Here is a 23,764-nt window from a genome sequence, read left to right as displayed (position 1 = left end):
AGGCACGTTGGCATCGGCACAGCCCATAACCGTTGCCACCAATGTCGAAGGAGTCGAAGCCCGAGGCACGTTGGCATCGGCACAGCCCATAACCGTTGCCACCAATGTCGAAGGAGTCAAAGCCCGAGGTACGTTGGCATCAGTTCAACTCATAACCGTAAACCTTCAAGTGGAAGCAATCCAAAATGTCTAGCTTTTTATTCGATGGCGCACTTAAAAAGTGTTTTTCCAATCTCATACAGCTTAATAATGGTACGTTTTACGCTCATCTCGCAACAGCAAAACCAGACAAATCTTTACAAACTTTTGGGGATTTAACAGCGATTCCCACAGGAGGAAATTATACATACAAGCAACTCTTCAATCCAGATAACGATCCCAATAAAAGATTAGTTGATGTTACTGGAATCTTAACACTTGCCTTTGAAAATCCTCTCTGGGCTGGATTAACAACAAGTAACAATGCACCGCTTACAGGTCTTATTATTGCCGCCGGCATTAACGCAAACTCGCACTTATTCTGTTATTTAGAGCGACAAGTTAATAGCATAGCAACTCCTTTTACTCCCGATGGCAGTCCCTTAGAGTTCGATCTAAAAACTGGATTTGTTCAATTTGATTACACAACGGTTTAAAAAATGACATTATCAGGCGGCGTTTTTAATTCTTGGCTCAGACGATCGAGCCTCATCGAATTTGGTTTAGTCCCCAGTCCCACTCATCTAAAATGGATATTGGGTTTAGATGCAAACTGGAGTATTCACTCAAGCAAAATTGACATTTTCAAAGCAGAACTCAATGAAGAGAATGGGTACTCTCGTCAAGATTGGTTAGTTACAGCCAATCAATTTATTAACAATACCGTTAACAAAAGAGTTGAGCTAGACGAGCCTCACAAATGGCAAATTACAGCCAATGGCTTATCCTTACAGTGGGATAGTTTTGCACTTTTGGTAGACCCTCATCATCGCGCGAACGCCGTACTTGAAAATATTAATTCAAGCACGAATTCTCTGACCTTAACCGGACATGAATTAAACGATGGCGATGAGATTTTACTAACTCCAGATCTTGACGCAGTGCTTCCTACTGGAATCCCTGAAGATACGATTTTCTATGTCGTCAATTCTGACCCTAACACTTTACAAATTTCCGAAACCATGAATGGCACTCCGCTTAATTTTCTCGATTCAGGAACGGGAGATATTCGACTTCGCTATGCCAATGGATACATTGTTGAGGGAGCCGTAAATTCAGAAGCTCAAACAATTATCGATGACACAACCCAAGACTTTTTGTGGGATTACAAAAAATTAAATACTCAAGTCTTAACAGGGAATACTTGGTAATGGTGAGCGATCCTTTGGAATTAGCACGAGAAAGCCTGACCACACGACGCGAGCAAGGTCAAATTAACATCGCACGGCGCGAAAAAGAAGCATTGAGAAATCCCTCAGCCGTGCGATATCAAGGTTTTAATGCAGCACAAGGACAGCCAATAACATCGTCTGGTATGGGTGGTAAAATCAAAACAAATGGTGCGATTCAGGAAAATACCCAACTCCGAAAAACTGGGTCGCATTTTAATCAAATGCCCCATAAAAGGAGGAGAAGATTTACCAATGCACAGCATACCAAAACAGGTAGAATAAAATCTTTATTTTCAATAGAAAATGAATTTTTTATTGGCTCAGATCGTGCCAAGCCTAAGAAGATTTTTGAGCTTGGAGAAACTCAAATTTTTCTTGCGGCTCAGCTTGAAAATACAGGCAAAGGTAAAAATAATTTCGAAGCAGGGATTTTACTTCAAGATGGTGAGGAATATAAATTATATTTATTTAAAGGAAACTCTAAAAAAGAATTGGTTTATAGTGCGAATGATTGGACTCTGGGAATCTCAGATATTGCGGTCTGGAGAAAATATGGTAGTTTCTGGGGAATGGGATCTAATAATCTTAGTTTGAGAATCCTAAGCGGAAAATTCTGGTTGTTTATAAAAAAAGAAGAAGAGACATCAATAGATACAGGATTATATGTAGACAATGTTTTGGTGAAAAAAAATATTAAAGCAAAATACGATTTAATATCCTTTGATGACCTGCTAACAGGAAGAGCAGAATATCTTTACGAAAAACAAATCGTCTATAGTCCTGATAACAGAACTCAATTTACACAAACTGTAAAGTATGAATTCAATGAGGACTATTTTATTGATAAAAATACAAAAATAAATCGGTTCGATTTCTTCGATTTTGAAATGATTGTCGATCAGATAGTCGTAAGTAAGTCTGCATCTGGTTCTTTTGACTATTCAACAGGGCATATTATGGATATCGCTAACCGATGGGATATACATGGAGAGAATCCCATTACTTTTCACGATGAAGCCATGAAAGGATATTATTCTCTTCCTCTAGGAGGAGGGAATCAATACCCCTCGATTAATAGACAAGGGCAACATAATAATGAATTTTATTTATTTGATAACAACAGAATTAATTATAATTACAATAATTTTCTTTATAACAAAAGAAGAAAGAATTTTATATACGATAAACAAAACAACAAGATTTCTTTCTATTACAGAATAAATAATTTCAACAATCAAAAATATACTGTTTTCGCGCATGAATTGACTGTAGGAGATGAGGAGTGGATAGATTCTGAATTTGAGGAATTTGCCTATCTTATTCCCGACAATGCAACAATTTACGATATAAGATACCATCCATGAATCCACAACAACTTGCCTTAGAAAAACTACAGAACAGTCGCGATTTAGCGGCTCAACGCACGGCCGATCGCTACTACAATCAATCTGAATTCTCAGGGCAATACGCTGGATACAATGCTGCCTCTGGAGATATGGTAATTGCGACACCGAGCGGCACTGTTACCGCTAAATCCATTAGTAATGGAATGACGCAGCAGGGGGAGATTATTACGGTTAGTGCGCCGCGTGGAGGGATAGCACAATCAGGTCAGATGCCATCACTATAAACCCAGCATTTCTATCAGTAGAAATGCTGGGTTGACAAGTTCGAGAAAATAGCTTAGTCTCGCAGAGCGAGACCTATTGGAAATCACTTCTTCTCATCAGGAGAAACGCGATTGAACCATTGTTTTTGAGATTCAATAATGGTTTGAGCCTGATTGGGTAAGAGCCACTCAATGCGATCGACATTAACCATCGTTTTAACCCAAATATTCAAGGCTTTATCGCTCTTATCTTCAATTGCCCCGATCCGATGCAATTCAAGCCAAAGAGCGCGGATTTTGTCCTGTACGGTCGCACGGAGCTTTCCCTTGCCTTCTGGCTCAAATTTGACCTTGAACCCCATACCTTTAAAATTGTTGATAACGAGGGCAAGCTGGCTCAAATTCATATCCTTGCAAGAGCGTAATTCGGTAGCTTTTTCGAGGATGTTGCGATATTCTTCATCAGAGAGTTTTAACTGCTTTTTGGCGATGTGAATTTTTGCCAGCAAGCGCTTCCTTTCACTGGCAAGAGGTTCCGTTTTTAAAGCCATAAACACCCCTTCCATCGATTTTTTTGGTAGAAGTCACTTTTGAGGAATTCCACGGCTGCCTCATATTCCTCTTTCGTGACGAAATCAAAGGGCAACTCTTCCCCTGCTCCCACCACTTTGACCACATGGTAAGAGCTTCCTTTCCCTGTAGTTTGTTCCTCAACTAACTGAATTTTTATGCGTAAGGATATCGGATCGATTGGGTCTTCACCGCCTTGGATGTTTGCCAGCCAACCCGATATGCTAGTGGCTGAATCGGTTTTGAGGCTGATAATTGATGCGACATTATCGCGATCGATAAAGACGATATCGAAGTAATTTTTCATTTCCCCGAATTGGGGAACTTTTTGCCAACGAGTCTCAAGGGGTTGAATGGTTAACGACGTTCCAATATCATTGTTTCCCCACTCGAAATAACCATCAAGCAATCGAGCGCGATATGCTCGCAGCCGACCATCAAAAACGATTTGGCGACGAGCGATCGCCCATTCTGGAATTTGTTTTGTTTGTTTTGTGTTGGTTGTTTTCATGCTGTTTTCCAGTAATTAAAAGGGCATGGGAAAAGTTGAAGGTTTAATTGCTTGCATTTGTCGTTGGCTTCTTCAACACGAACAACAATGTTAATAAGTTCAGAGGGAATTTCGTCAAGTTTCTTAAATCTTTTGAATTGCGCTATTGCAGATTTAGCACCTCTCCTAGATTTATAAAGTTTGGCGAAAGTTGAATCAGAAACAAAAACTGAGCCGTTGTAGAACCAATGATTATAAGCAACGATACAGAAAGCTATATCATTTCTCATTTTTCAACTCCTTAGTTAACTAGGGAATTGACGGATTTTGAGGGATTCAGGAAAGTTTGGATCGCTCCAATCTTCCCCCTTTCCCTTGGTTTTAAGTCCACATTTTGAGCCAAGTTGCTTGACCCAGATTGCAGAATGCTGTTGCTCTAAATCCACAATTTTTTTAATCCATTGCGGATCGCAAAATCTTGCTCCCCTGCCAGATTCTCCCCCAATAATGACCCAATGAATATCACCTTTAACGTGCTTCACTTGCGGACAAATCCACCAATGGCATTCGGGGGTAATATTTCTCGGATGATCGCAGCAACCATCTTCAAGTTGATATTTGCAATCGGGAATAGGCAAATACGATAATCCGTTGGGTAATGCCTCTAGCAAGGGTTCGATTGAAACAAATCGCGTATGGGCGGAAGTTTCCAACAGCAACGGAATTCTGATGTTTCGTTGCTTTTGGTTCTCAACTGAAACCCCAAACCAAACGTTCTTTAATGGCAAGCAAAGTTTGCGTGCATAGAATCTTTCCTCTAGCACAGTATTGCTTTTAATTGCTTGCTTCATTCTTTCTTTAAATTTACCAGAAAAGTCAGAAATCACGCTCCAAGCCCTTTGATATAGTCTTTCTGGTAAAAGAGGATCTCTTAAATAATCCCGCATGATTTTTGGGCGCTTGGTCAGGATTTGGAAAGTATGATCCGGACACATTGCCATAATCGCCATTGCCTCATCCCGCCATTCATTCGGAACTTTTGGATGAAAGAAATCTCCCATCGAATTGACAAAAACCTTACGCGGTTTGCGCCAATAGAGGGGCTTGTATATTCGTTCGCGACTTTCGTGGAATCGAATATCGGAAAATTTCCGCTCTCCCCAAAAGCGATTCGCCATCTCAGCCGCATAGCAGTTATCGCAGCCTTCTGAAGCCGGATCGCATCCATCCCAAGGATTCCAGCCCTCATCTGTCCAGTTAATATTTGAGGACATTCGTTTCACCTCTAATTTCAAAATGTCGCCCAACTAAAGGAGGGACAATCAAAACGAAACCTGCATAAATCAACAGAATGAAACACAAAATAACACTCTCTTTTTGTTTATTTTTTGGGCTGTTCATCTCATTTCCTCCACGACAAGATTTTGAGGCACATAACGAGGATTCCAGCATTCAGTAAAATGTTGTTCCAACAATCTTTTGCTGAGTAACAATAGCAGCGATAACCATCAACGTTCCAGTAAACGCAAGGATGCTATACTGCACGATTAATTGAGTTCGAGTGAGTTTCTTTTCAAGCATTAATTTCTCTCCAAATAGTTTCAGGGACGCTAACTTAAACGCCCCTCAAAATGGGTTAGTTGTTATCAACTTGCAGAGCGTAATAAGTCTCTATCGCATTAGCTTTTGCTCGCTCCTCAGAAAATTCGCGTAGCCCAGCCAAAGCAGTAGCAATGACCTCGTTATCGTTCTCATAGGGAGCGTTAAAACAGCGAGCAGTGATAAACTTGGCAGCGATTTTTTCGGCTTCCTCGCGAGTGGGAGGCTCCGCGCCGAACTCACTGGCATTCCACTGCAAAACATAATCGATGAGATTTTCCAGCGCCTCGTACAGTTCGGAGGTCATTTCATAGGTCACGCTCATGCTGCACCTCCTCGGCTCAAAATAGCCTTGCGTTGAGCCGCATTGATGCGAGTCCACTCTTGTGATTTTGCGGCGCGTTCTGCAACTTCTAAGGCATTGCAAATTAACCCGATGTTGCCCTTGGTTTCCTGATGAATATCGACAAGAGCATCGCGATCGATCTGTATCTCACAGCAGGACTCAGCGATGAGTTCCACATCATCCAAATCGCAGGGGAGAAAGTCGATACGACGGCTCACGCGGCGGTTTAACTGCTTATAGTTGGCAAGACGACGATGAATATCTTTGGTGCTGCCGTCTGCCATGCCGATGAGGATAATCGGGATTTGGGTTTCATCGTGAATGTCTCGCAGATAGTCCAGCGATGCTGGATAATTGAACAGGTAATCCGCCTCGTCAATGAAAATGTACTGTTGTGAGTTTTCCAATGCCCCGCAAATCGTTTCCAGCATTGCAGCATTGCGACGATTGGCAGGTAAGTCGAGAGAAATCAAAAGCTTGCTCAACAGGGTATAAGGGGAAAAACCGCGATTGGCACGCAAGAAGATGCCGCTACTCGATTCGGGGTTCGATCTGAACCACTGGAGGCATTTGCTTTTTCCCGTACCCGGTGCGCCCTTAATCAGTCCCATACCGGGGATAGTTTGAGAGCGTTCGTTCAGCAGATTGAACAGAGCAAAAGCTCGTTCGATATTTTTCGTGTATGCGATCTGGTTCTTCATTTCGCTAAATTGAGAGTGTGATTAAACTGCCTGTGCTTCTCCGATAGCCTCGTCTAAGGTTGCGTCAACAACCTGTTTAGTGACTTGCAACCGGGGAAGCAAGGCTTTTCCTTGTGGTGTCCCGATATACCTCCTCATTCGTCGCAACTCCTCGATCGGGGGATTTTCCCCCGCCTTTAGCTGTCGCCAAAGTTTGTTATAGTAAGAGTTATCTCGAATGAGAATTTCGGGATATGTGGGTTTTGGTGCGGGCGGTTGAGTGAGTGCGGTGGACTCCTCAGCCGCCTGCACTGCTTTTTGGGCTTCAGTTAGCCCATTTGAGCCGTGTTCCTCCTTGGCTTTTGGAAAAGCCAAGAGGTTCTCGGATTGTTTCTCACGCAATGTGAGAATCTGTGCAGCCACGTCATTTGTATCGATGGACTTGGCCGATTTCTTTAATTCTTTGCGTTGTTGGGAAATCTTCGCCTTATTGCGGCGTTTAGCTTCTACTGCTACTTTTTGGCGATCGACTCCACTCAAATCGCTTTCAGCTATCGCGATAAATTGCCCCTCTACACTGAAAACAAAGAGTTTCCCGTAATCGCAGGGATCTTCTCGGGCTTCCACTTTTTGCCCCATCCATTCCGCAAGTTCTGGCGCAATGAAGGTTTGCCCGCCCACCCGGATGCCTTTTTTCGTAACGGTTGGATATCGATTTTGAGCAGGTACAGCCAGCAGGATATCTAAGGCTCTCTCGCTGTTGATATTGCGAACGATCTGATGAGCGTTCGACACTTTTTCAAAGGGGCTGATTCCGTTCATTCCTTCCCCTTCGTGCGGCTTGTGAAGGTAGGTATTCAGCCATCGATCGCAGAAAGTTTGAAACTCACTCTCATTCAACCGCAATCGCACCGGTTCCGATTGCGAACTCATCAGGCGATCGCCAAAACTTTCCCGCGCTCTCAGGTCTTGTCGTTCTGCTACGTTGTGACCCGTGAATGCTGGGAGGAATTGCAAGAGGTCATGGGAGAAAGTTTTGAAAAATCGCTCAATGTGAGGTTTTTGCTCCGGCGTAAAAGGAGCGCAAAATTCTTGTTTGATTCCCAAATCGTCCACCACTCTCGCGATGTGATAACTGGTATAGTCCTTGCCATTGTCAGTTTTGATGCGTTCGGGTACGCCCCAATTGAGGATGCAATAGCGTAAGAGAGCGGCTATGGCTTCCGCTTTCGATGTCTTACTCACCAACAAAGCAGAACGACGCGAATAAACATCAATGCAGCCAACAACCGTGTAGCGCCCGTCATCCAGCAAAATATCGGCGGGGGTTGAGTCCAGTTCCCAGCATTGGTTGAGGTGATCGATTTGTTCGCTATAGCTGCCAAACGCAGGCTGAAACTTGCTCTTGTGCTTATCCGGGTTGTTGAGATGAACGAAAAGTTCTTGGTTTTCGTTGCGCCAGCGTTCCAGCCATCGGCACAATGTTCTCTCAGCGACAAGTTGTTCGGGCGTAAATTCCTTTTGCAGTAATTCGTGCAGGTGTTTGCTACTAATTCGAGGATTGCGGCTAATATGCCCCTTGATAAACTCCACCATCTGGGGATTGCGATCGATCTTCCTCTTGTTGCGGCGGTTCGGCTTGTAGCCATCATCTAACGCTGAGGCGCTTTGTTTTAGGGCTTTTTGCCAGTTGCATAACGTGGAGCGCGAGAATTTCCGGATCGTTTCGTAGGTATCGATCTCGATTTGCCGCGCCTTGTACTTCTCACAAAATTCGTATTCTGCTTGAATCTTGCTGAGTTCGGGGTTATCGGTGTGGAACTTCTCGAAGGCTTTGAGAATCGTGAATCTTGCCTGCGCTCTATCGCTCGGGTTTAGAGTGAGGAGATTGTTTTCACAATTACTGTGAACATCAGTGGGTCGTGTTGATTTTTTCTCATCTCGATTTTGTTCTCTTTTTCGAGTTTCTCGATGCTTTAGTGCAGTTTGGGGGTCATCGGATGCCCTCCCAACATCTCCACTAGCGCGTAGAGTGTTCTCGGTTCTTTCTCTAATATTTTCAGGATCGCTTGTTCTAGTTCTGGGTAGGTTGGGTTTGCCATTGGCTATCAGTTGGCTGCACAAAGGGCATAAGTGATGAATTGTTTCTAGTCGATTCGCTTCAGACTCAATCCGATCCATTTGCCGCGAACACTCGTTTCTATCAGTTCTCGTCGCGACAGATTCATCAGTGCTTTGTTCGTTATTTTTGTCCCGAATTGGATGTAGAGCGGGAGGGCTTCCATTTCCTTCTCTTGCTCCAACAACCGCAAAATTTTCCTCTGGGCGTACAGAACCGATCCCGGACGAATCGGGGCGATCGTGTTTTTCATCGGTCAGCGCTCCCATCCTGTGAAAGAGTGTGCGATCGGCATCCACAGAGTATTGTCCGTTGCTGAATTCAGAGATGGGGTGTACTGTTTCCAGACTTTCCCCTCTCTTTCCAGTCTGTGAATTGCTTCCCGTCCCCGTTCCTTTCCGAACTTCTCCTCCAGTTCGTCTTGCGGTAAATCCCTCTCCTCTAGGATTTTCAGAATTTCCTGTTCTATATTGCTCATTTTTCTTTCCTAAGTAAGCCTGTGTTTCTGGAGGGAGTGAACTGATGTGGTACTCGCGACCGCCGCCGTGTCCTTGCCGATCTCTAAATTTCCAGTTTTCTCGCTTGGCAAGTTTTTGCATTCCTCTTTTAGAAGAGGGCAATTCAGGTAAATGCAAAGTTGCCAATTGTGAAGCAGAATACCAAAAGTCCATAGCAAATAATCACTAGAGTTCGTCAGAGTTCCCAGTTCCCAGTTCCCAGTTCCCAGTTCCCAGTTCCCAGTTCCCAGTTCCCAGTTCCCAGTTCCCAGTTCCCAGTTCCCAGTTCCCAGTTCCCAGTTCCCAGTTCCCAGTTCCCAGTTCCCAGTTCCCAGTTCCCAGTTCCCAGTTCCCAGTTCCCAGTTCCCAGTTCCCAGTTCCCAGTTCCCAGTTCCCAGTTCCCAGTTCCCAGTTCCCAGTTCCCAGTTCCCAGTTTTGATTTCCTTCGCAACCATCCTGAGTTCAGCTAGAGAGCATTCCCACAAAATCGCCTTGAAGATGAGACCATCGCGATCGCCTGACTCTGGGCATCCTTCCCTTAAACAGAGAGTCCGGATGCGATCGAGTTCTGAAGCAGCTTCGGCTGGGGTGCGAGGTTTGTTCATTGATTTGTCCAGCCCCGTTTTGACTATTAACCATACATTACATTGTGTAAGGTTTGGTTAACACTCAATTTAGCTTCACTCTAGACAAATTGTCAACAGGTAGGCTAAAATTTTGTAAGGTTCAGTTAACATTTGCGAAATGAAGGTACAGACGGAAAACCCTAAGCAACGTCTATCGGAAGTCATTCGAAGTTTGTTGGATGATTTTGACCTGTCCTCACGGCAACTTGCAAAAAAATTGCAGGTATCTCCCCCAACTGTTGGGGAATATCTTGGAGAAAATGGCAAATCCCTGATCGATCCGTCTCGGATGCGCGTTTGCAACTATCGTCGCCTTGCTGAGCTTAAAGGGTGGAAAGTAGGGCAATTGGATAGCTTTATCTATGGTGAAGATGAAAGTGAAGATGAAAGTGAAGATGAAAGTGAAGATGAAGATGAAGATGAAGATGAAGACAACAAAATGATACGAGTAATCGAAAAACTGTTTGACAAAAAATTCAAACAATTGGCTGAGCAAATAACAGGGGAGAAAGCAATGTTTGAGGGGTATACCCTGAGCCAAATATTAAAATTCTTTTTGCGTAGATCTGAGAGTAACTGGAACAAGCAAATTGAAGAATATCGGCGCTCATTGCCTGAATTTCCAGATATTAAGACTATTAAAGATATAGCAGAAAACTTTGAAAATTTGGAAATATCTTCCGAAAGAGTTTTATTTTTGGTAATGCTTATGCAGCCATTTTTCGACAGGAAGGGAGAATATGGGACTGCGATCGATTGGATAAAAGCGGCTCAAAAAGAGCGCCCCGATCTCAAACTCTATAGCGAGAATGATAACGGAGCAAAAAATGGTAAATCAATCTAAGACTTGTCTAATAACCATTGCTCCCAGTAATCAGTTTGAGCTTTTTTTGTGTCAGTTGTGATTAAAGCAACTTCAGAATCTCCTAGAGGAATACCCGTTAATTGCTTTTCCCATACAGGGATATTTGTCTTGTTTTCGTCATCATAGTAGGTATAATGCACTTGAATTAAATCTTCCAAATCCAAACTCATTTGGAAATTTTTTTCATCAATTTCAAGGACTTGTTCGATGCACTGTTTCTTGGATTCTCCAATCACTCCTTTAGAGATAAGAGCTGGTTGCAAAAGTAAATCTTTTAAAGGGAGATTTAGTCTGTTCTCTATGCCTCGCCACGGGAAACAGTAAAGGAGTGGATATCCTGCATCGCGATTTGTACTAAAAATGCTAATAGTTGTGTTGAATTGGCAACTGAGCATTTTTATGAATTCTGGATATTGTTTGGCAAATGTAGATTTGCTTTCGCGAATCGATTGCTGAAAAGGAATAATTCTGTGAGTTGTTGTGTTCATTGTCTTCATTTCCTTTGAGGTAAACACGGGGTATTCAGCTAGTTTGAACCCTCGCACTGCAACGCAAACTAAAGTAATGCTTAATTGAGAAGCTGCTTTTGCTAAGTCTTTGTAGTCCCCGATAAGTTGTCTCGCAGTTTGCAGAGCAACTCCTTCTTGAAAAGCGTTACCCACGCAATCCACAGTCAACTTGAATGGGTATTCTTCCATGAAAGAAATTAGAATCGTGCCTTTGTAATATCCAGAGAAGAGATAAGACAAGTCACATTTTTCTAAGAATTGCTCTGTAAGAAATTGAGACATGGTTTTAATGGAAAGGTTATGAAGAGAAGAACACATCTTCATAATATTCTAGACTAATTTGACCGATCCGGAGTATTCGGCTCATTGTTGTGTTCTCGAATGAGAATCTCATAAATTTCGCAATCAAGAACTTCGCAAATTTTGTCGAGATAGTCATAACCAATTCCCTCTGCGCGTTGTTGTTCTTGGTCGCGAACCCATCCAAGACTACATCCAACTGCATCAGCTAAAGATTGTTGGGTATATCCCCTTACGCGGCGAATTTCTCCCAGAATGCACTTAATTGTCATCTCCAAACTCGATATTTTATTATAGCTACGGTTTAGAGCAGTAGTCACTCTAAGCTCAGAAAAAAACAACAGTTCAACAACTCTATGGTTTAGATTAAATAAAATTTGCAACACCTGTTCTACACTTTTAGCACAAAAAAATGTAGAACCATATTACAAAAACTTTAAAAACATCTCAAAAATTCTGAAAATCACTTAATTATTGATTCGATTTGCTTCAATAATATAGTTAAAAGTCTAGGTAAATTGTATTTATTGCCAAGAATCGACTCAAAAGCTATTAGATCAGGCAATCAAAGCACTGTAAATAGTCGATAACAAATTCATAAAATCTTCACAAATTGAATTTGTTCACCCAAAATCCTCACGACATCTGCTGTAATAGATTGATTTCAGCTTAAAAAACAACCAATCGAGATAATTTTCTCCTCGCTTCAACGCAGATCGCTATTGAGAGTTTGCTGGCAATAAGTTGTTCTTTTCAGGCACACAAGCTAAATCCAACCTAGAGTAATCTCTTTGAGATGGATATGAATAAAACATAAACTTATTAAACTTATTTAAAGTCGATATTAACTTTTGTATGAAAAAGTTATGAACTTGAGAGCGAGGTTTTTGCCAGCTTCCCAAAGGGTAAAATTGTTGAAAAATCCATCTTTCCCATGACCTCAACCCAACCCCCACGCAGACCCACAGGCAACCAAGGACAAAATCCCACACTAAAAACCCTCAACAGCATTCAAGCCGAAATGAGGCGACTCAACCAAACCGTCAACAACCTCGAAAACCAAGCCAAAAAAAGTAAATCTTTCACAATTCGCGATTATTTTCTCCAGCACGCCCCCACGTTCGTGATAGTGCTGCTGTTGTTGGTTCTTTTGGTCAACGTTGCGGGCTTGCGTCCCGAGCCTCCCACCCCACCAAAATTCCAATATGATATCCAATCCCCTGACGATCTCAACTTCCGAGAATTCATGAACGCCTACGGGCAAAATGGCTGGCGCATCGTCTCCTGTCGTCGGGCATTGAACGACGGCGATGCAAGCTACGAGTGTATTCTGATGAGGGAAGCAAGAGAAAATGAAACCGATGAAGCACAATAAAATTTTTGAGCAATGGGCAAGGCAGCTAGAGCAATGGATTCCCACATTGCCAAAAACCAAGAAAAGCGATCGATCTTCCAACCCCCCGATCTATCAGGTTGAGGAGAGCAATTCAGCAAACGGGGAAGCAGGGGAAGCGATCGAAATTCCCGAATAAGTGGAGTATAATTTTATAATCTTTCCCTTGAGAATCTCATGATAAACCCTTACGACTGGCTTAAAGGCATCCAAACCATCCTCCAAAAATTAGTTGATGCAGAGGAAGGGAGCCAAAACCAGAAAGAACTCCTGTGTCAATTATTTGATTATCAATTCGATAAATTTCTAGATGAAAACTGGCCAGAATTGGAGCTTTCCAAGCACTTCCACACAGCATTGGAGAATGTTAAATCGCAACGCAACACCACGATCGCCGTTCCAAAAAAACAACGAGTTGGCGAGATAGCCAGATGTTTGCTCATACAAATACATAACGAAATGCAGGAAGAAGAAAATAAAGAAATTCGCATAAAAATGCAGAAAAAAGAAGAAACGAGAGTATTGCCTCTCGCTGAAAAAAAAGCCTTTTATGTAAATCGTTCTGAGGAGTAAAAATCATGAAAGAAGGAGAAGTATTTCCAGAAATATCCATAAAAATCTTTGAAACAATGCCCCCACTAATCAGTCAAAAAAAAGGAGTCATCCCCTACTACAACATCACAGAAAACAACACCATCGAAATCAAAACCGAAATAATCAGAAGTCCTGAACCTTGGGAACTCTACTGGCTAAAAGACAAAGAAATATCATAAAATCATGCAAAAACTCCTCCAAATCAATATCGATTTTTCCGAATCATCCCAAAACAAACTTTCCTTGCAAGAACAACAAAAGCGAAAACAAGCACGCTTTGAACAAGACAAACAAGAAGGATACGAACAATTAAGCGAACTCTGTCGTTTGGGAGAAATTGATGCAGCCAAACAGCTTGCAGCACATAATTCGCGGTGGGGCTATGAAATAATTGATAGGATTGTATTTGAAAAATTAGATTGAAGAAATCAAATGCGCCGTCAACCCCACAAGCAACGGCGCATCATGCAAAGACTTTGAGTTAAAAAAAAGTAAAGATTAGCATTCTTTAATCGCTCAAAGCATCAATAATTTTATTCACAACTTCAAGCGAAAGTCCATCAATGCTAACCCCCGACCGTAAAATCAATTGGTAACTTGCTAACACCTTGTTACTACTATCGGGAATAATCGCAGCAATCTCATTAAGAACAACAGAAAAAAGTTCATCGTAGATATTAATGTCCTGAAACATTACCGAACCCTCCATCCTTAGATTTCTGTTCATTCAAAACCTCTTTAATATACAGCGACAAACTCACCCAAAAGAAACTCAAAAACCTTGTCACCTTTCCCCAATCAGCCTCAAGAAAACCATCCCCCATCAACTTATACTCCGCAAGAAATGACCGCCAATACCTCCGAATCTTAGGATAATATCGTGAAATCAAACCCAGCAAAAGCAACAGAAAATAAAGAGAAACAAAAAATCGAGAAATGCGATTAATACAATTCAACATGAAAATTCTCCATCTTAGCAAACAATACAATTACTACAATGTAGACTAAATATCCTTCATTTCTCGTCCCTCTAAATCGTCATAATGCAGTATCCATAGCCTACATTCTGCATCGAACAAAAGCTCATACAAGAGGAGGTAAAAAAAAGATTTTAGCTTCTGCCAATTAACCCCAAAAAGACCATCCCCCATTAAGAATTCATGCTTCTTAAGAATTGACGGCAAATACCTCAAAATCTTAAAAAAATAACGCAGAATCAGGTAAGGAAAAAACAATAGAAAACAGAGAGAAACAAAGCAGCGAGAAATGAGATTTAACACAAAAACTCCCGCAGAAAAGATATTAAATCCACTATAAACAAACATCCCAATTCCCATCACTGCGAAAAAATTCGCACTGATAAAAATCAATCCTTCACTCTAAAATCAAACAATCATCACTTCATAGGGTCTACCATCAATGCCAAATCAATTGCCGATATAATGCCTCAAATATCCTCACCAGTCCGCTACTTCGGCGGAAAAGGAAACCTCAAAAAAAAGCTCCTCCCACTAATCCCCTACACTAAACTTTACGCCGAACCATTTGGTGGCGCAGGCTCAATTCTCTTCGCCAGAAACCCCTCACCAGTTGAATTTTACAACGATCTAAATCAACACCTCATTGAACTTTTCCGAGTTTTACAAAACCCCGAAAAAAACCAACAACTCAAATACAAAATAGCCAACACACTCTACAGTCGCGCTGAATTCCATAAAGCAGCCTCAATACTCGCAAATCCAACCAACAACCCCATCGAAATAGCATGGGCTTTTTACGTCGCGCAAAACCAAGGCTTTGCAGGTTCCACAACTCAACGTTCATGGGGGGTTTCCCTAACAAGCAGCAGTAGAGGCATGGCATCCACCACAAGTAGTTGGCTCAGTCGCCAGCAATATTTTGAAACATGGCTTGAACGTCTGAAAACTGTTCAAATCGAATGTAGAGATGGTCTCGAACTCATCAAACATCTCAACGAACCCTACACCACAATATATGTAGATCCTCCTTACCCAAAAGCTACTCGAAAATCCGGAAAATATCCCCACGAAATGACCAACGAACAGCACGAAAAACTCATAGAAATCCTTTGCAAATTCAAAGGAAATGCCATTATTTCCACCTACAACTCCCCCATTTATAAATCCTTAGAAAAAGCAAAATACAAAAAAATCAAAATACAAACATCCTGTTCCGCAGCAGGACGAACGCGCTCAAGCCGCTTGCAAGGAATTGGCAGTGCGACCCACCTCTCCTCTCGCACCGAGATCGTATACCGCCGCGTTCGGACTCCGTGAAATTAGCTGCGAAACACTTCCATCAGCCCAGCCATCAAAGTCAAATAGCTGGGCAATTTCTCATTGGGTCGTGTTCTCAATAATTGCGATCGCTTTTCGCATCTCATTAGTCGGCTCACCAAATCGATCGGGGTTCGCAAGTTTGCGGTGTTTTGCCTCACCCATACATCTATACTCCCTAAGATCCAAAACCATGTGGCGTATTTTGCGCCAAAAAGATCCAGAATTAATTTGTCATCACCCGAACAAAAAATCAGTCGCAGGGATCGCCAGAGCATTTGTCATTTCACCTCTTTGCGGATAGTTGCGGATTATTCCGGATCAATGTCAAGATCCAGAACCATGTGTCCCGTTACACTTATGCGTATCCCGAGGAATATTTGCCGATGTTCCGGAAGTGGTTTCGCGAAACGTACAAGCCGCAGAAATTGCCGAGCTATCTCAGCCACAAAGACCCCGATGCCTTGCCTGCGTTGAGCAAAATGCTGGGGTTGCCGTTAGGCGAATAATCCCCAGCCCGCCCCTGCATCCCGTATCGTGCGGGGGTTATAATATATCAACCAACCCCGCTTCTCCCAATGCGCGATCGAGTTCTGCCAGCACGCCCAGCACTTCTCCCCACTGCCACAGATACTCAAAGTCCAACGCTTCCCCTTGGAGCTTGAGGATGCCGAGAACGTCGCGCCATTGCTTGGCTGATTCATTACCGGCAATGCGATACCAAACCAGTTTTTGCAAGACGATATCCTCGGGAGCGCCAATATAAAATGCCATGCCGTCACCTAACTCAATGCGCTGTCGCCGTGCAATGGCATTCTGTCGGTATTCGTCATTATCGCGAATGAGATAAATATCTGCTTTAATTGTCGAGATTAAGTGAATGACATTAAATGTCGAAGTTTGTCCTCGTAGAGCTTCTTCTATCGCCGTTTCGCTAACGTAGAATTCAGACAGCGCGTCCATCAGCGATCGCATATTGGTTTCGCTCAGTCGAGCAACGGCAATATCAACATCCTCGGTGGTGCGGCGTTCGCCCAAGATAGCACTGGCCAAGCCGCCGCTTACGAAATACGGTAAGTTTAGCTTATCGAAGATATTACCGATGGCAACGGCAAGCTCGAAGGGGGTATCGGGTACGTTTGGCATAGTGGATTCAGAAATCTTCAAAGAGCGCAACGAGCGAACTTGGCGGTGAAACGAACGCACTTGTAAGGCACGACGCTCTGGGGATAAACGACGCATCAGGGCAAACAGAACGCGCTCGGTTTCAACAGTCGTATCGGCAGCTTGGGTTTGATACATGGTACGAGATTCTCCTCAACTCTAGAATATCGCAGCCAGCCATGCGATCTTGCGCTTGTCAATGGATATCGGGATTTCTTCCGTATCAATGCAATCAAAGCTACCTCGGGCAACGAAACCCTCTCGGTTCTCGTTCGCGCAGCGTGTCCGGAGGACGTATCCATGCCCAGATTTTCGCAGTATCGACGGCATCCGGCGCGTTCGTCGGAATCAGCAGCGTTATCCAGCATTCGCCGAGTAGCTTAATCACCTTCTCGTCCTCTGGCAATCGCGGTATTGATGAGCGATACGGGAAGAGTAGATAGTATCGAGTCTTCAGGCTTTGCATCGTTCCGTTCTCCGTTTCTTTTTGCCCTTCGCGTTAGCCCTCGTTCTTTCGCTTTCCTTTGTTTTTTCTGCCGCGCCTGTCACCACCGTCACCACAGACTACTACAATATCGAAGGCACGACGGCACAGCAATTGCGATCGCAAATGAACGAGCGCGGTCCTTGGTGGCAAGGCAGACACCGCGACGGTCGGACGCAATGGGAAGTGAATTGGCGCTATCGGTACGACATTCGCAACGGTCGCTGTTATCTAACAGAGCCAACCGTTACAACCGATATCACTATAACTTTACCCCGATGGACGAATCAAACCAGTGCATCTCCCAAACTCCAACAACACTGGGATAACTTCTTGAATGCCCTACAAGCCCACGAAAACAAACACGCCCGGCACGGGCAACAAGCTGCCGAGGAAATCGAGAAGATGTTGGATAAAGTCGCACCCCAAACCGACTGCGATGCCCTCGGAAACTCTGCCAACGAGAAAGCCAATGGGATTATTCGGAAGTACAATGCGATCGATGCAGCCTACGATCGCGAGACGAATCACGGTAGAATTGAGGGGGTGAGGTTTCCGTAGGAAGTAGGAAATCGGGAATTGTGGGGAAGTCGGGTCAATATTCCGAGAGCAACATGAGAACATTACCGCAAACATAGAGCTTGATTTCCGGCATGGGAAAATCGGTGTACTCGATCTTCTGCGAAAATGCCAAGTCATCCGTGTCGCGATAACACGACAGTACGGCGCTTTGGGCTTGCAAGTCAGTCGCGAGAATCCAAAGCTGAAAATCGCGCAGCATGGAGTCTTTACAGATTTGCGGCGAATATTGATACGATGCGATCGCGTCGATGAACCAGTTTGCTTCCGCTTCCTTGGCAAGGTACTTGACCCCATCGGTATACTGCAAGCACTGCAACCAATGAGAATAAAGATACTCCGACCCCGTAAAATGAGCTAAGTTTGCGACTAACTCTTCTGGATTCTTAATCATTTCTTCGTTTCTCATCATTCATTTTCATCCCCTGCGAGAGCCAATATTTTTAATTTTTCTCCTTTGTATTTTGTTGCCAGATTCATTGCATTAGGATTGCAAAGCGGACAGAGCATTCTGCCGTTATGTCAGCTTTTGAGATGCCGTTCTAAGTCTCTGTCGCCCTCCCAAGTTCTAACAAGAACAAAATCAATATTTCTCTCTGCAAAAACTTCGGTAATTCTCGCGCCTGAACCGTTTTGATGTTGCTTGAGTCTGGCTTCGAGATTATGAGTAAAGCCAAGATAGCGCTTGGGGGACGGCGGGGTTTCCCCGCCATTTCCAACCAAGTAAGAAATGCTGTGCCATACCGAGATTACCACAGCCAATGGCTTTGCGATAATGCAGGAGATACACAATTTTCTGCATGGGATTTTGGGTTATTTTCATCCCATGCCAATGCAATTTTCTATGCAGTTTTATTGTTTAATCTTTGTATGTCGAAGATGCTACATAACTTGTCTTCTCCAATCCATCGCTCCTCGCATAACCCGGAGAATGTCTGAAGTTGATAAAGCCATTGCGGTTTACTGATGAGCGTCCCGGTTTTGTAACGATTGTAGCTACATTTTACAGCGCAGATTTCGTATTCTTCCCAATCCCCCGGAGCAATGCTGTCATCTTTCCAATAAACTTTGCTGCCAATGCCAAACTTAGCTTCGCTGAATTGCTCCGTTTCATTGGGATGCGTTGAAACTTCAACGGCAATGTAAGACCGAAAAGCGCTCTGCTGAGCGGCGATGGCTTGTTGGATTTCGAGGTCGCGATCGCTGACGAGGGTTGCGTTGTATTCGCGGCATTGGTCTTGAAAGGGTTCGCCGTACATGGGATAAGTAGGGAGTAGGGAGTAGAAGGGAAATCTTTGTGATATATTCCTTAACTCCTTTGTTTTCACCCCATCCTTCACTTTTCTTATTTTTTATTCCTTCTTCTTTACCCCGAAAATCCCCCACGATTCCCTACTCCCTACTCCCGTCTTTCCCCCTAATCCTTTTCTAAGAACCATCACCCAGCCAATTTTTTCCTTCAGCGACTTTGAGATTGAAGTCTTCGAGAAGTTTTTCATCTTTAAATGTCAGATGCACCGTACCTTTCTTAAAAATGCGAAGATAGAAAAAGTAAGACTCAAATTCTTGACGATAATCGATATCTCGCAGCTTGGTAAAGTTATCAATGGCTTTCGCTGTCGTTATGCCTTTTTCGATGGGAACGCCGGATAAATAGCACAGCACTTTATCTAGATCGTTATAAATCTCGCATTCTCGCCACGATACCGAAAACCCCCATTGTTTCTCATAAGTAACGCCATAAGGGTGAATGATTTTCTTATTCAATCGCCACGATTTATTCGTTTTCCAGCCTTCACGATGTACTTTGTTTTTCTCGCAGTATTTCGACAGTTTATCAAACATATCAATGAGGCAATCTTGCATGATTTGTTCGCTGTTGAGGAAGAACATCTCCAAAACTTCCCATACATTCTTTTCAGAAAATGCCATATTTGTTTGAGCGCGAGCAAACTCATCGAACTTCTTGTGAAAGTGAGTTGTCGTGCGTTCTCCCAAGTGAGTTTTCACAAACACCGTATTCCAAAAACGCGACTTTAATGCTTTGATTTGCTCGTCTAGCGAGGCTTCCACGACTAAACTCTTTCGTTCGCGATCGCTACAGGATTCATAGACTTCACGCTGAATCCCTTGCAAATAGAAACTCAGCTTCGATTGAGCGCGATCGCGTTCGCTCAAGGCAGTAACGGCACTATTGTAACGAGCAACCAGATTTTTCACGACATCGCGATGGGCAAGGGGATTCGCAGCAAACTCGGTGTCTTCTACGCCCGCATCGGTTTCCAGATTTAATTCATCAAAGTCAATGCACGAAGCTCGCGCGGGTTTAGCAAAGCGTACCAATGCCACTTCGACATCCGTAGGACGCTCCGAATGCTTGAAGCATTTTCCCAGATATTCAACAGAGCCAAAATCGCGAATCAGTCCCAGCAGAGCTTTACGTTCTCGACCGCATGGATTATCGAGGGTTTCTCGGTTGAGCAGGATCGCCGCTTTGCCTTCGGATGCCAAGACTTCCCAGATTTTCAGGGCGTGCCGAACTCCATTGCTAAACGGTGGATTGGCAAGGATTAACCCGAATTCGCAGGGTTCGCAATACGCGAGGAAATCCGCTTCGATGACCTTGTAACTCTTGCCTTGCAGAAGATAGCGCAGTTCGGGATCGATTTCGATGGTTCGCAGCAATGACCGTTTGACGCGCAGTTCTTCACAGAGATAATCGAGGATTGCTCCGGTTCCGCCGTGAGGTTCGAGAAGGAGTCCTTTGAAAGACAAACAACCATAATAGCGCTTGACTACATAGGGTTCGACCATTTTGGCAATGACTTCTTTGGGGGTTGGATACAGTTCATGTTCTAGCATGGGCTTTCTTTATTTTTCTTCATCCCTTGCGAGAGCTATTGTTTTTTATTTTTCTTATCTCCTCTCAAACCCTTTTTTTTTCTACATTTTAGTTTTCGCGCAAAAACAAAATATGCTAAAATAAAATCAGATTCCATACAGAATTTGAAATTATGGCGAACATCAAAGCACTCATCGCCGACAAACGTAGAACCTTTCAACGCGAAGAAGACAATACACCCGAAGTATCTACTGCAAAACCCGGACGCGCCGAAGCAAAAGACATTTGGCGACATCTCTCCAACGAACCGATTTACTTATTAGAGACCAAGATTATCATTGGCAGGCAGAGCATCAAAATTCTCGGTGAAGAACTAGGGATTGACGGTGAAGTATTAGAGCAACTGCGAGAAATTGCACGGGGCGGTTACGGTGCCAAGATTAGCCAGAAGTTAAAGAGCTACGCCAGTAAGTTGCAGAGTGCCGAGAAACTCTGGCAGAGTAAATTCACCGTATATGCAGAGCCGTACCGATTCGTTCACGAGTCTCATTATCCCGATGCGATCGCTGCCATTGAGGAGATGCAGGGGTTGGCAGATGAGTTAAGGCAAGACTTGATAGCCAGCTATGACGATGAAATCGAGCATTTCTTGGTGAAATTGCAGGGCGTGATGGAGAAAGCCGGACTCGATGACACTCAAGTTAGCGAAGCGCTGTACAGATACACCGATGCTTACCCTACGCCCGAGGACTGGGCGGAGAATGCGCTGCAAGTCCAGATTACTCAGAATAAGAAGATTTCCTCGTTTATCGAAAGTTTGCAGCAGGATACCAAGGTCGCCCAAGCCGCTGCCGAACGCGCCAAAGCGGAACTGGATGCCGACCAAGCCAAGTTAGAACAAGAAAAATTTCAGGCGATCGCCAGAAGCACGGCGTTATTTACCGATGGCTTAAACCAAGCGGTAAATCAAGGTAGAGCCAGAGCCAGAGACGACGCTTATGACGCACTGGCTGACTTCTTCGACAAGATCGCCCTGTGCCAGCCGGGGAATATCCCGGGGAAATCTAAAACTATCAAAGGCTGGGATAGTGCCTTTGCGCGGTTGGAGGTGCTGGCAACCCACGACCCCAATTTGACTGAGATTATCGAGGAAGCGCGGGAAATTCGGAAACTGTACGAAGATGAGAATACGAATATTTCACTATTGCACGATAAGTTGCAGGATTTCCAAGAGAACTTGAGAAACTTAGCAAATAAGGATAACACTGGCGGTAAGGGCAATGCGCGGCTCTCCAAGATGCTAACCTATGAGGCGCAGTACAAAGACGCAATCGCGGAACTGAAGGAACTGGAGAAAAACCCCAACCTCGAACGCATCAGCGAACTCAAGGGGAAAATTGAGAGCTTGGCGAGTTTGTATAAGTATCGCTCGAAGGAGTTGGAGAAGTTGTTTACGAAAGCCAAAGTCGAGACGAAGATTGCAAGTGCGAAGCAACAACCCACTACGCCGGAATCGGTGTTTGATGAAGATGCGGGATTCTAATTCACTTGGAATTCAAAGTATTATTTTGCCCGAATGATTGCCAAAATAACGTTAATATTCCCGGTCTGACTTTGCCGATCGATAACCACTGCACTCGCATTGCATCCGTTGCTGCCAAAGCAAATTCCAAATCTTTTGGCATTCTTTCAAAGTCTTTCCCCCACGCCGTGACAGTATTTTCGGGCTTGTCGAGAATAATCGCGAGAACTTCAACGCGCTGCTGTCGGTGTCCCCATTTCCCTTTGGCGGCCGCTCTTTCTTCTTCGCTCATTGCATCGTAACCGAACCAGCGATCGCAGAATTCATTGGCGTTCATGGTTGCGTTAATTTTCAAGCATTGTGTTAGGATTAAAGATAGCATAAAAGCAGAAAAAACTTCCACATGCTTTTGCGGAGCATCGGGGAGACGTGGAAAATTTTTCTTACCAACCATGTTACCAAATCATTCCCTCGCAACGCCAGAGCGAGACCGTCTAGAGCAATGCGAAGCCGTTATCCAACGCGGGTTGCAAACATTCTACGAGGTAGGCAAAGCGCTCCAAGAAATCAAAGATGCCAAGCTGTATCGAGACACTCACAAATCTTTTGCTGCGTATTGCCGGGAGCGCTGGCAGATGGGGCGAGACTATGCGTACAAACAAATTCAGGCATCGACCATCGTAGACAACTTAACCATTCCGCCGCCCGGTGCAAAGGGAGTCAAAAATGTAGACTACGGTATACAAAATCAAAATGTAGACCACGGTATACAAATTCGCGAACGCCACATCCGCCCTCTCGCGCCATTAACCTCAGCACAACAACGCGAGGCATGGTCGGAAGTGCAGCGCCGTGCCGAAACTAAGCCAGTCACCGAAAAACTGGTGCGAAGCATAGTCAAAGAGTGTTTCCCCGAAACCATGAAACCCAAGCCATCCAACAAGCCCAATAAAACCGCATTGGAATTGGAGAACGAGCGATTGCAAGCCAAAGTCGAAACCCTCGAGGCAGAGTTAACACAACTGAACAAAGACTTCGAGATGCGCTTGGCCTCTGAAATTACCGACAAGATATCCGATGTCCTAGAAGATTATGCACTCATCCAAAGCGAACGCGATCGCCTGAGAAACTCGTGGAATGACAAAGCCGCATTGCGGGCAAGAGTAGCGAAGCTGGAACAAGAAGAACAGAGCAAAGGCATGAATGCAGAGGATGTATTGGAACGGTGGAAAGCGGAGCAAAAGCAGGAACTCGAGGATGCGGTGAAGGAAATCGGGACTTCCTAATATTTTCAATTGACCGACAGAAT

Annotated in this window: 35 protein-coding genes; 16 read left to right on the top strand and 19 right to left on the bottom strand. The window is 44.0% G+C overall.

The features are described 5' to 3' along the window. From AC6RV6_RS07495 to AC6RV6_RS07475, 5 genes are all read left to right on the top strand, one after another. A partial coding sequence (locus AC6RV6_RS07495; RefSeq protein WP_500240092.1) for a hypothetical protein occupies positions 1–193 on the top strand: 193 nt, incomplete at its 5' end. Then, the gene (locus AC6RV6_RS07490) at positions 186–635 is read left to right on the top strand and encodes a hypothetical protein (protein WP_500240090.1); all 450 of its coding nucleotides are present in this window, start codon (positions 186–188) and stop codon (positions 633–635) included. The genes AC6RV6_RS07495 and AC6RV6_RS07490, both read left to right, overlap by 8 nt. Positions 636–638: 3 nt before the next feature. Continuing rightward, on the top strand, positions 639–1,349 hold the full coding sequence (locus AC6RV6_RS07485) for a hypothetical protein (protein ID WP_500240089.1): 711 nt from the start codon (positions 639–641) through the stop codon (positions 1,347–1,349). Beyond that, positions 1,349–2,734: a hypothetical protein gene (locus AC6RV6_RS07480; protein ID WP_500240087.1), complete on the top strand. Its 1,386-nt coding sequence runs from the start codon at positions 1,349–1,351 to the stop codon at positions 2,732–2,734. The genes AC6RV6_RS07485 and AC6RV6_RS07480 overlap by 1 nt, the downstream gene beginning before the upstream one ends. Beyond that, entirely contained in the window at positions 2,731–3,000 is a 270-nt protein-coding gene (locus tag AC6RV6_RS07475; protein ID WP_500240086.1) for a hypothetical protein, read from the top strand. Before AC6RV6_RS07480 ends, AC6RV6_RS07475 begins: the two co-directional genes overlap by 4 nt. Positions 3,001–3,083: 83 nt before the next feature. On the opposite strand, the gene AC6RV6_RS07470 is transcribed toward AC6RV6_RS07475, so the two are convergent. The 9 genes from AC6RV6_RS07470 to AC6RV6_RS07430 all read right to left on the bottom strand — a co-directional run bounded on the left by AC6RV6_RS07470 (position 3,084) and on the right by AC6RV6_RS07430 (position 9,885). After that, the gene (locus tag AC6RV6_RS07470; protein WP_500240085.1) at positions 3,084–3,530 is read right to left on the bottom strand and encodes a gp16 family protein; all 447 of its coding nucleotides are present in this window, start codon (positions 3,528–3,530) and stop codon (positions 3,084–3,086) included. Then, complete coding sequence (locus tag AC6RV6_RS07465; RefSeq protein WP_500240083.1) at positions 3,521–4,060, bottom strand: hypothetical protein; 540 nt, start codon at positions 4,058–4,060, stop codon at positions 3,521–3,523. Before AC6RV6_RS07465 ends, AC6RV6_RS07470 begins: the two co-directional genes overlap by 10 nt. Then, entirely contained in the window at positions 4,057–4,329 is a 273-nt protein-coding gene (locus tag AC6RV6_RS07460) for a hypothetical protein (RefSeq protein ID WP_500240080.1), read from the bottom strand. The genes AC6RV6_RS07465 and AC6RV6_RS07460 overlap by 4 nt, the downstream gene beginning before the upstream one ends. Positions 4,330–4,344: 15 nt before the next feature. Next, positions 4,345–5,313 carry a DUF5131 family protein gene (locus tag AC6RV6_RS07455; RefSeq protein WP_500240078.1) on the bottom strand — a complete coding sequence of 323 codons (969 nt, stop codon included), beginning with the start codon at positions 5,311–5,313 and terminating at the stop codon, positions 4,345–4,347. Between the two features lie 178 nt (positions 5,314–5,491). Continuing rightward, positions 5,492–5,620 carry a hypothetical protein gene (locus AC6RV6_RS07450; protein WP_500240077.1) on the bottom strand — a complete coding sequence of 43 codons (129 nt, stop codon included), beginning with the start codon at positions 5,618–5,620 and terminating at the stop codon, positions 5,492–5,494. Between the two features lie 55 nt (positions 5,621–5,675). Continuing rightward, positions 5,676–5,963 carry a hypothetical protein gene (locus AC6RV6_RS07445; protein ID WP_500240076.1) on the bottom strand — a complete coding sequence of 96 codons (288 nt, stop codon included), beginning with the start codon at positions 5,961–5,963 and terminating at the stop codon, positions 5,676–5,678. Then, positions 5,960–6,685, bottom strand: coding sequence for an AAA family ATPase (locus tag AC6RV6_RS07440; RefSeq protein WP_500240075.1), 726 nt, complete (start codon positions 6,683–6,685; stop codon positions 5,960–5,962). The genes AC6RV6_RS07445 and AC6RV6_RS07440 overlap by 4 nt, the downstream gene beginning before the upstream one ends. Positions 6,686–6,706: 21 nt before the next feature. Then, the gene (locus AC6RV6_RS07435; RefSeq protein WP_500240074.1) at positions 6,707–9,382 is read right to left on the bottom strand and encodes a transposase; all 2,676 of its coding nucleotides are present in this window, start codon (positions 9,380–9,382) and stop codon (positions 6,707–6,709) included. Beyond that, positions 9,271–9,885 carry a hypothetical protein gene (locus tag AC6RV6_RS07430; RefSeq protein ID WP_500240072.1) on the bottom strand — a complete coding sequence of 205 codons (615 nt, stop codon included), beginning with the start codon at positions 9,883–9,885 and terminating at the stop codon, positions 9,271–9,273. Before AC6RV6_RS07430 ends, AC6RV6_RS07435 begins: the two co-directional genes overlap by 112 nt. Positions 9,886–10,024: 139 nt before the next feature. Between AC6RV6_RS07430 and AC6RV6_RS07425 the strand changes: the two genes are divergently transcribed. Next, entirely contained in the window at positions 10,025–10,750 is a 726-nt protein-coding gene (locus AC6RV6_RS07425; protein ID WP_500240070.1) for a helix-turn-helix domain-containing protein, read from the top strand. Here the strand turns inward: AC6RV6_RS07425 and AC6RV6_RS07420 are convergent. Beyond that, positions 10,747–11,562 (bottom strand): hypothetical protein, encoded by an 816-nt coding sequence (locus tag AC6RV6_RS07420; RefSeq protein WP_500240068.1) that lies wholly within the window; start codon positions 11,560–11,562, stop codon positions 10,747–10,749. The two genes, AC6RV6_RS07425 and AC6RV6_RS07420, sit on opposite strands and share 4 nt — an antisense overlap. Positions 11,563–11,615: 53 nt before the next feature. Next, complete coding sequence (locus AC6RV6_RS07415) at positions 11,616–11,963, bottom strand: helix-turn-helix domain-containing protein (RefSeq protein WP_500240066.1); 348 nt, start codon at positions 11,961–11,963, stop codon at positions 11,616–11,618. A 551-nt stretch (positions 11,964–12,514) separates the two neighbouring features. Here AC6RV6_RS07415 and AC6RV6_RS07410 point away from each other — a divergent pair. From AC6RV6_RS07410 to AC6RV6_RS07390, 5 genes are read left to right on the top strand one after another with little or no spacing between them, the layout of a single operon-like run. Beyond that, positions 12,515–12,955: a DUF4177 domain-containing protein gene (locus AC6RV6_RS07410; protein WP_500240064.1), complete on the top strand. Its 441-nt coding sequence runs from the start codon at positions 12,515–12,517 to the stop codon at positions 12,953–12,955. Beyond that, positions 12,942–13,112 (top strand): hypothetical protein, encoded by a 171-nt coding sequence (locus AC6RV6_RS07405; protein ID WP_500240063.1) that lies wholly within the window; start codon positions 12,942–12,944, stop codon positions 13,110–13,112. Before AC6RV6_RS07410 ends, AC6RV6_RS07405 begins: the two co-directional genes overlap by 14 nt. Positions 13,113–13,150: 38 nt before the next feature. After that, the gene (locus AC6RV6_RS07400) at positions 13,151–13,546 is read left to right on the top strand and encodes a hypothetical protein (protein ID WP_500240062.1); all 396 of its coding nucleotides are present in this window, start codon (positions 13,151–13,153) and stop codon (positions 13,544–13,546) included. 5 nt (positions 13,547–13,551) lie between these two features. Beyond that, on the top strand, positions 13,552–13,746 hold the full coding sequence (locus AC6RV6_RS07395) for a hypothetical protein (protein ID WP_500240060.1): 195 nt from the start codon (positions 13,552–13,554) through the stop codon (positions 13,744–13,746). A gap of 4 nt (positions 13,747–13,750) precedes the next feature. Further along, positions 13,751–13,990, top strand: a complete 240-nt coding sequence (locus AC6RV6_RS07390; RefSeq protein ID WP_500240058.1) for a hypothetical protein — start codon at positions 13,751–13,753, stop codon at positions 13,988–13,990. Between the two features lie 85 nt (positions 13,991–14,075). On the opposite strand, the gene AC6RV6_RS07385 is transcribed toward AC6RV6_RS07390, so the two are convergent. Beyond that, positions 14,076–14,261: a hypothetical protein gene (locus AC6RV6_RS07385; protein WP_500240057.1), complete on the bottom strand. Its 186-nt coding sequence runs from the start codon at positions 14,259–14,261 to the stop codon at positions 14,076–14,078. Between the two features lie 748 nt (positions 14,262–15,009). On the opposite strand from AC6RV6_RS07385, the gene AC6RV6_RS07380 reads away from it, so the two are divergent. Both AC6RV6_RS07380 and AC6RV6_RS07375 read left to right on the top strand, forming a co-directional pair. Then, positions 15,010–15,864: a DNA adenine methylase gene (locus AC6RV6_RS07380; RefSeq protein WP_500240056.1), complete on the top strand. Its 855-nt coding sequence runs from the start codon at positions 15,010–15,012 to the stop codon at positions 15,862–15,864. Positions 15,865–16,208: 344 nt separating this feature from the next. Then, positions 16,209–16,373 carry a BstA C-terminal domain-containing protein gene (locus tag AC6RV6_RS07375; RefSeq protein WP_500240054.1) on the top strand — a complete coding sequence of 55 codons (165 nt, stop codon included), beginning with the start codon at positions 16,209–16,211 and terminating at the stop codon, positions 16,371–16,373. Positions 16,374–16,410: 37 nt separating this feature from the next. Here AC6RV6_RS07375 and AC6RV6_RS07370 read toward each other — a convergent pair whose 3' ends face one another. Then, positions 16,411–17,166 carry a hypothetical protein gene (locus AC6RV6_RS07370; protein WP_500240053.1) on the bottom strand — a complete coding sequence of 252 codons (756 nt, stop codon included), beginning with the start codon at positions 17,164–17,166 and terminating at the stop codon, positions 16,411–16,413. Between the two features lie 349 nt (positions 17,167–17,515). On the opposite strand from AC6RV6_RS07370, the gene AC6RV6_RS07365 reads away from it, so the two are divergent. After that, on the top strand, positions 17,516–18,073 hold the full coding sequence (locus AC6RV6_RS07365; protein WP_500240051.1) for a DUF922 domain-containing Zn-dependent protease: 558 nt from the start codon (positions 17,516–17,518) through the stop codon (positions 18,071–18,073). Positions 18,074–18,107: 34 nt separating this feature from the next. On the opposite strand, the gene AC6RV6_RS07360 is transcribed toward AC6RV6_RS07365, so the two are convergent. The 5 genes from AC6RV6_RS07360 to AC6RV6_RS07340 form a co-directional block, all read right to left on the bottom strand. After that, positions 18,108–18,503, bottom strand: coding sequence for a DUF6876 family protein (locus tag AC6RV6_RS07360; protein WP_500240049.1), 396 nt, complete (start codon positions 18,501–18,503; stop codon positions 18,108–18,110). 110 nt (positions 18,504–18,613) lie between these two features. Next, complete coding sequence (locus tag AC6RV6_RS07355) at positions 18,614–18,814, bottom strand: GIY-YIG nuclease family protein (RefSeq protein WP_500240194.1); 201 nt, start codon at positions 18,812–18,814, stop codon at positions 18,614–18,616. After that, entirely contained in the window at positions 18,753–18,914 is a 162-nt protein-coding gene (locus AC6RV6_RS07350) for a hypothetical protein (protein ID WP_500240195.1), read from the bottom strand. Before AC6RV6_RS07350 ends, AC6RV6_RS07355 begins: the two co-directional genes overlap by 62 nt. A gap of 19 nt (positions 18,915–18,933) precedes the next feature. Further along, the gene (locus AC6RV6_RS07345; RefSeq protein ID WP_500240048.1) at positions 18,934–19,350 is read right to left on the bottom strand and encodes a hypothetical protein; all 417 of its coding nucleotides are present in this window, start codon (positions 19,348–19,350) and stop codon (positions 18,934–18,936) included. Between the two features lie 169 nt (positions 19,351–19,519). Further along, positions 19,520–20,953, bottom strand: coding sequence for a DUF4942 domain-containing protein (locus tag AC6RV6_RS07340; RefSeq protein ID WP_500240046.1), 1,434 nt, complete (start codon positions 20,951–20,953; stop codon positions 19,520–19,522). A gap of 152 nt (positions 20,954–21,105) precedes the next feature. Here AC6RV6_RS07340 and AC6RV6_RS07335 point away from each other — a divergent pair, with 152 nt between their 5' ends. Further along, positions 21,106–22,476: a hypothetical protein gene (locus tag AC6RV6_RS07335; RefSeq protein WP_500240044.1), complete on the top strand. Its 1,371-nt coding sequence runs from the start codon at positions 21,106–21,108 to the stop codon at positions 22,474–22,476. Between the two features lies 1 nt (position 22,477). On the opposite strand, the gene AC6RV6_RS07330 is transcribed toward AC6RV6_RS07335, so the two are convergent. Next, complete coding sequence (locus tag AC6RV6_RS07330) at positions 22,478–22,909, bottom strand: hypothetical protein (RefSeq protein WP_500240042.1); 432 nt, start codon at positions 22,907–22,909, stop codon at positions 22,478–22,480. On the opposite strand from AC6RV6_RS07330, the gene AC6RV6_RS07325 reads away from it, so the two are divergent. Then, the gene (locus AC6RV6_RS07325; RefSeq protein WP_500240041.1) at positions 22,908–23,741 is read left to right on the top strand and encodes a hypothetical protein; all 834 of its coding nucleotides are present in this window, start codon (positions 22,908–22,910) and stop codon (positions 23,739–23,741) included. The two genes, AC6RV6_RS07330 and AC6RV6_RS07325, sit on opposite strands and share 2 nt — an antisense overlap. The last annotated feature ends 23 nt before the right edge of the window (positions 23,742–23,764 follow it).

This window comes from Spirulina sp. LEGE 11439, from assembly GCF_059821285.1.
Note: the sequence above shows the minus strand (reverse complement) of the source record. Positions and strands in the feature narration are given on the sequence as shown.

Bases quoted from the DNA above. Each gene is read 5' to 3' on its own strand.
- AC6RV6_RS07430 (WP_500240072.1), bottom strand. From the start codon at position 9,885: ATGAACAAACCTCGCACCCCAGCCGAAGCTGCTTCAGAACTCGATCGC.
- AC6RV6_RS07410 (WP_500240064.1), top strand. From the start codon at position 12,515: ATGACCTCAACCCAACCCCCACGCAGACCCACAGGCAACCAAGGACAA.
- AC6RV6_RS07420 (WP_500240068.1), bottom strand. From the start codon at position 11,562: ATGTCTCAATTTCTTACAGAGCAATTCTTAGAAAAATGTGACTTGTCT.
- AC6RV6_RS07450 (WP_500240077.1), bottom strand. From the start codon at position 5,620: ATGCTTGAAAAGAAACTCACTCGAACTCAATTAATCGTGCAGTATAGC.
- AC6RV6_RS07345 (WP_500240048.1), bottom strand. From the start codon at position 19,350: ATGTACGGCGAACCCTTTCAAGACCAATGCCGCGAATACAACGCAACC.
- AC6RV6_RS07335 (WP_500240044.1), top strand. From the start codon at position 21,106: ATGGCGAACATCAAAGCACTCATCGCCGACAAACGTAGAACCTTTCAA.
- AC6RV6_RS07385 (WP_500240057.1), bottom strand. From the start codon at position 14,261: ATGTTTCAGGACATTAATATCTACGATGAACTTTTTTCTGTTGTTCTT.
- AC6RV6_RS07325 (WP_500240041.1), top strand. From the start codon at position 22,908: ATGTTACCAAATCATTCCCTCGCAACGCCAGAGCGAGACCGTCTAGAG.
- AC6RV6_RS07460 (WP_500240080.1), bottom strand. From the start codon at position 4,329: ATGAGAAATGATATAGCTTTCTGTATCGTTGCTTATAATCATTGGTTC.
- AC6RV6_RS07370 (WP_500240053.1), bottom strand. From the start codon at position 17,166: ATGTATCAAACCCAAGCTGCCGATACGACTGTTGAAACCGAGCGCGTT.
- AC6RV6_RS07350 (WP_500240195.1), bottom strand. From the start codon at position 18,914: ATGAAAATAACCCAAAATCCCATGCAGAAAATTGTGTATCTCCTGCAT.
- AC6RV6_RS07400 (WP_500240062.1), top strand. From the start codon at position 13,151: ATGATAAACCCTTACGACTGGCTTAAAGGCATCCAAACCATCCTCCAA.
- AC6RV6_RS07490 (WP_500240090.1), top strand. From the start codon at position 186: ATGTCTAGCTTTTTATTCGATGGCGCACTTAAAAAGTGTTTTTCCAAT.
- AC6RV6_RS07455 (WP_500240078.1), bottom strand. From the start codon at position 5,313: ATGTCCTCAAATATTAACTGGACAGATGAGGGCTGGAATCCTTGGGAT.
- AC6RV6_RS07485 (WP_500240089.1), top strand. From the start codon at position 639: ATGACATTATCAGGCGGCGTTTTTAATTCTTGGCTCAGACGATCGAGC.
- AC6RV6_RS07440 (WP_500240075.1), bottom strand. From the start codon at position 6,685: ATGAAGAACCAGATCGCATACACGAAAAATATCGAACGAGCTTTTGCT.
- AC6RV6_RS07425 (WP_500240070.1), top strand. From the start codon at position 10,025: ATGAAGGTACAGACGGAAAACCCTAAGCAACGTCTATCGGAAGTCATT.
- AC6RV6_RS07475 (WP_500240086.1), top strand. From the start codon at position 2,731: ATGAATCCACAACAACTTGCCTTAGAAAAACTACAGAACAGTCGCGAT.
- AC6RV6_RS07480 (WP_500240087.1), top strand. From the start codon at position 1,349: ATGGTGAGCGATCCTTTGGAATTAGCACGAGAAAGCCTGACCACACGA.
- AC6RV6_RS07445 (WP_500240076.1), bottom strand. From the start codon at position 5,963: ATGAGCGTGACCTATGAAATGACCTCCGAACTGTACGAGGCGCTGGAA.
- AC6RV6_RS07380 (WP_500240056.1), top strand. From the start codon at position 15,010: ATGCCTCAAATATCCTCACCAGTCCGCTACTTCGGCGGAAAAGGAAAC.
- AC6RV6_RS07340 (WP_500240046.1), bottom strand. From the start codon at position 20,953: ATGCTAGAACATGAACTGTATCCAACCCCCAAAGAAGTCATTGCCAAA.
- AC6RV6_RS07435 (WP_500240074.1), bottom strand. From the start codon at position 9,382: ATGCAAAAACTTGCCAAGCGAGAAAACTGGAAATTTAGAGATCGGCAA.
- AC6RV6_RS07360 (WP_500240049.1), bottom strand. From the start codon at position 18,503: ATGATGAGAAACGAAGAAATGATTAAGAATCCAGAAGAGTTAGTCGCA.
- AC6RV6_RS07395 (WP_500240060.1), top strand. From the start codon at position 13,552: ATGAAAGAAGGAGAAGTATTTCCAGAAATATCCATAAAAATCTTTGAA.
- AC6RV6_RS07470 (WP_500240085.1), bottom strand. From the start codon at position 3,530: ATGGCTTTAAAAACGGAACCTCTTGCCAGTGAAAGGAAGCGCTTGCTG.
- AC6RV6_RS07465 (WP_500240083.1), bottom strand. From the start codon at position 4,060: ATGAAAACAACCAACACAAAACAAACAAAACAAATTCCAGAATGGGCG.
- AC6RV6_RS07330 (WP_500240042.1), bottom strand. From the start codon at position 22,909: ATGGTTGGTAAGAAAAATTTTCCACGTCTCCCCGATGCTCCGCAAAAG.
- AC6RV6_RS07390 (WP_500240058.1), top strand. From the start codon at position 13,751: ATGCAAAAACTCCTCCAAATCAATATCGATTTTTCCGAATCATCCCAA.
- AC6RV6_RS07405 (WP_500240063.1), top strand. From the start codon at position 12,942: ATGAAGCACAATAAAATTTTTGAGCAATGGGCAAGGCAGCTAGAGCAA.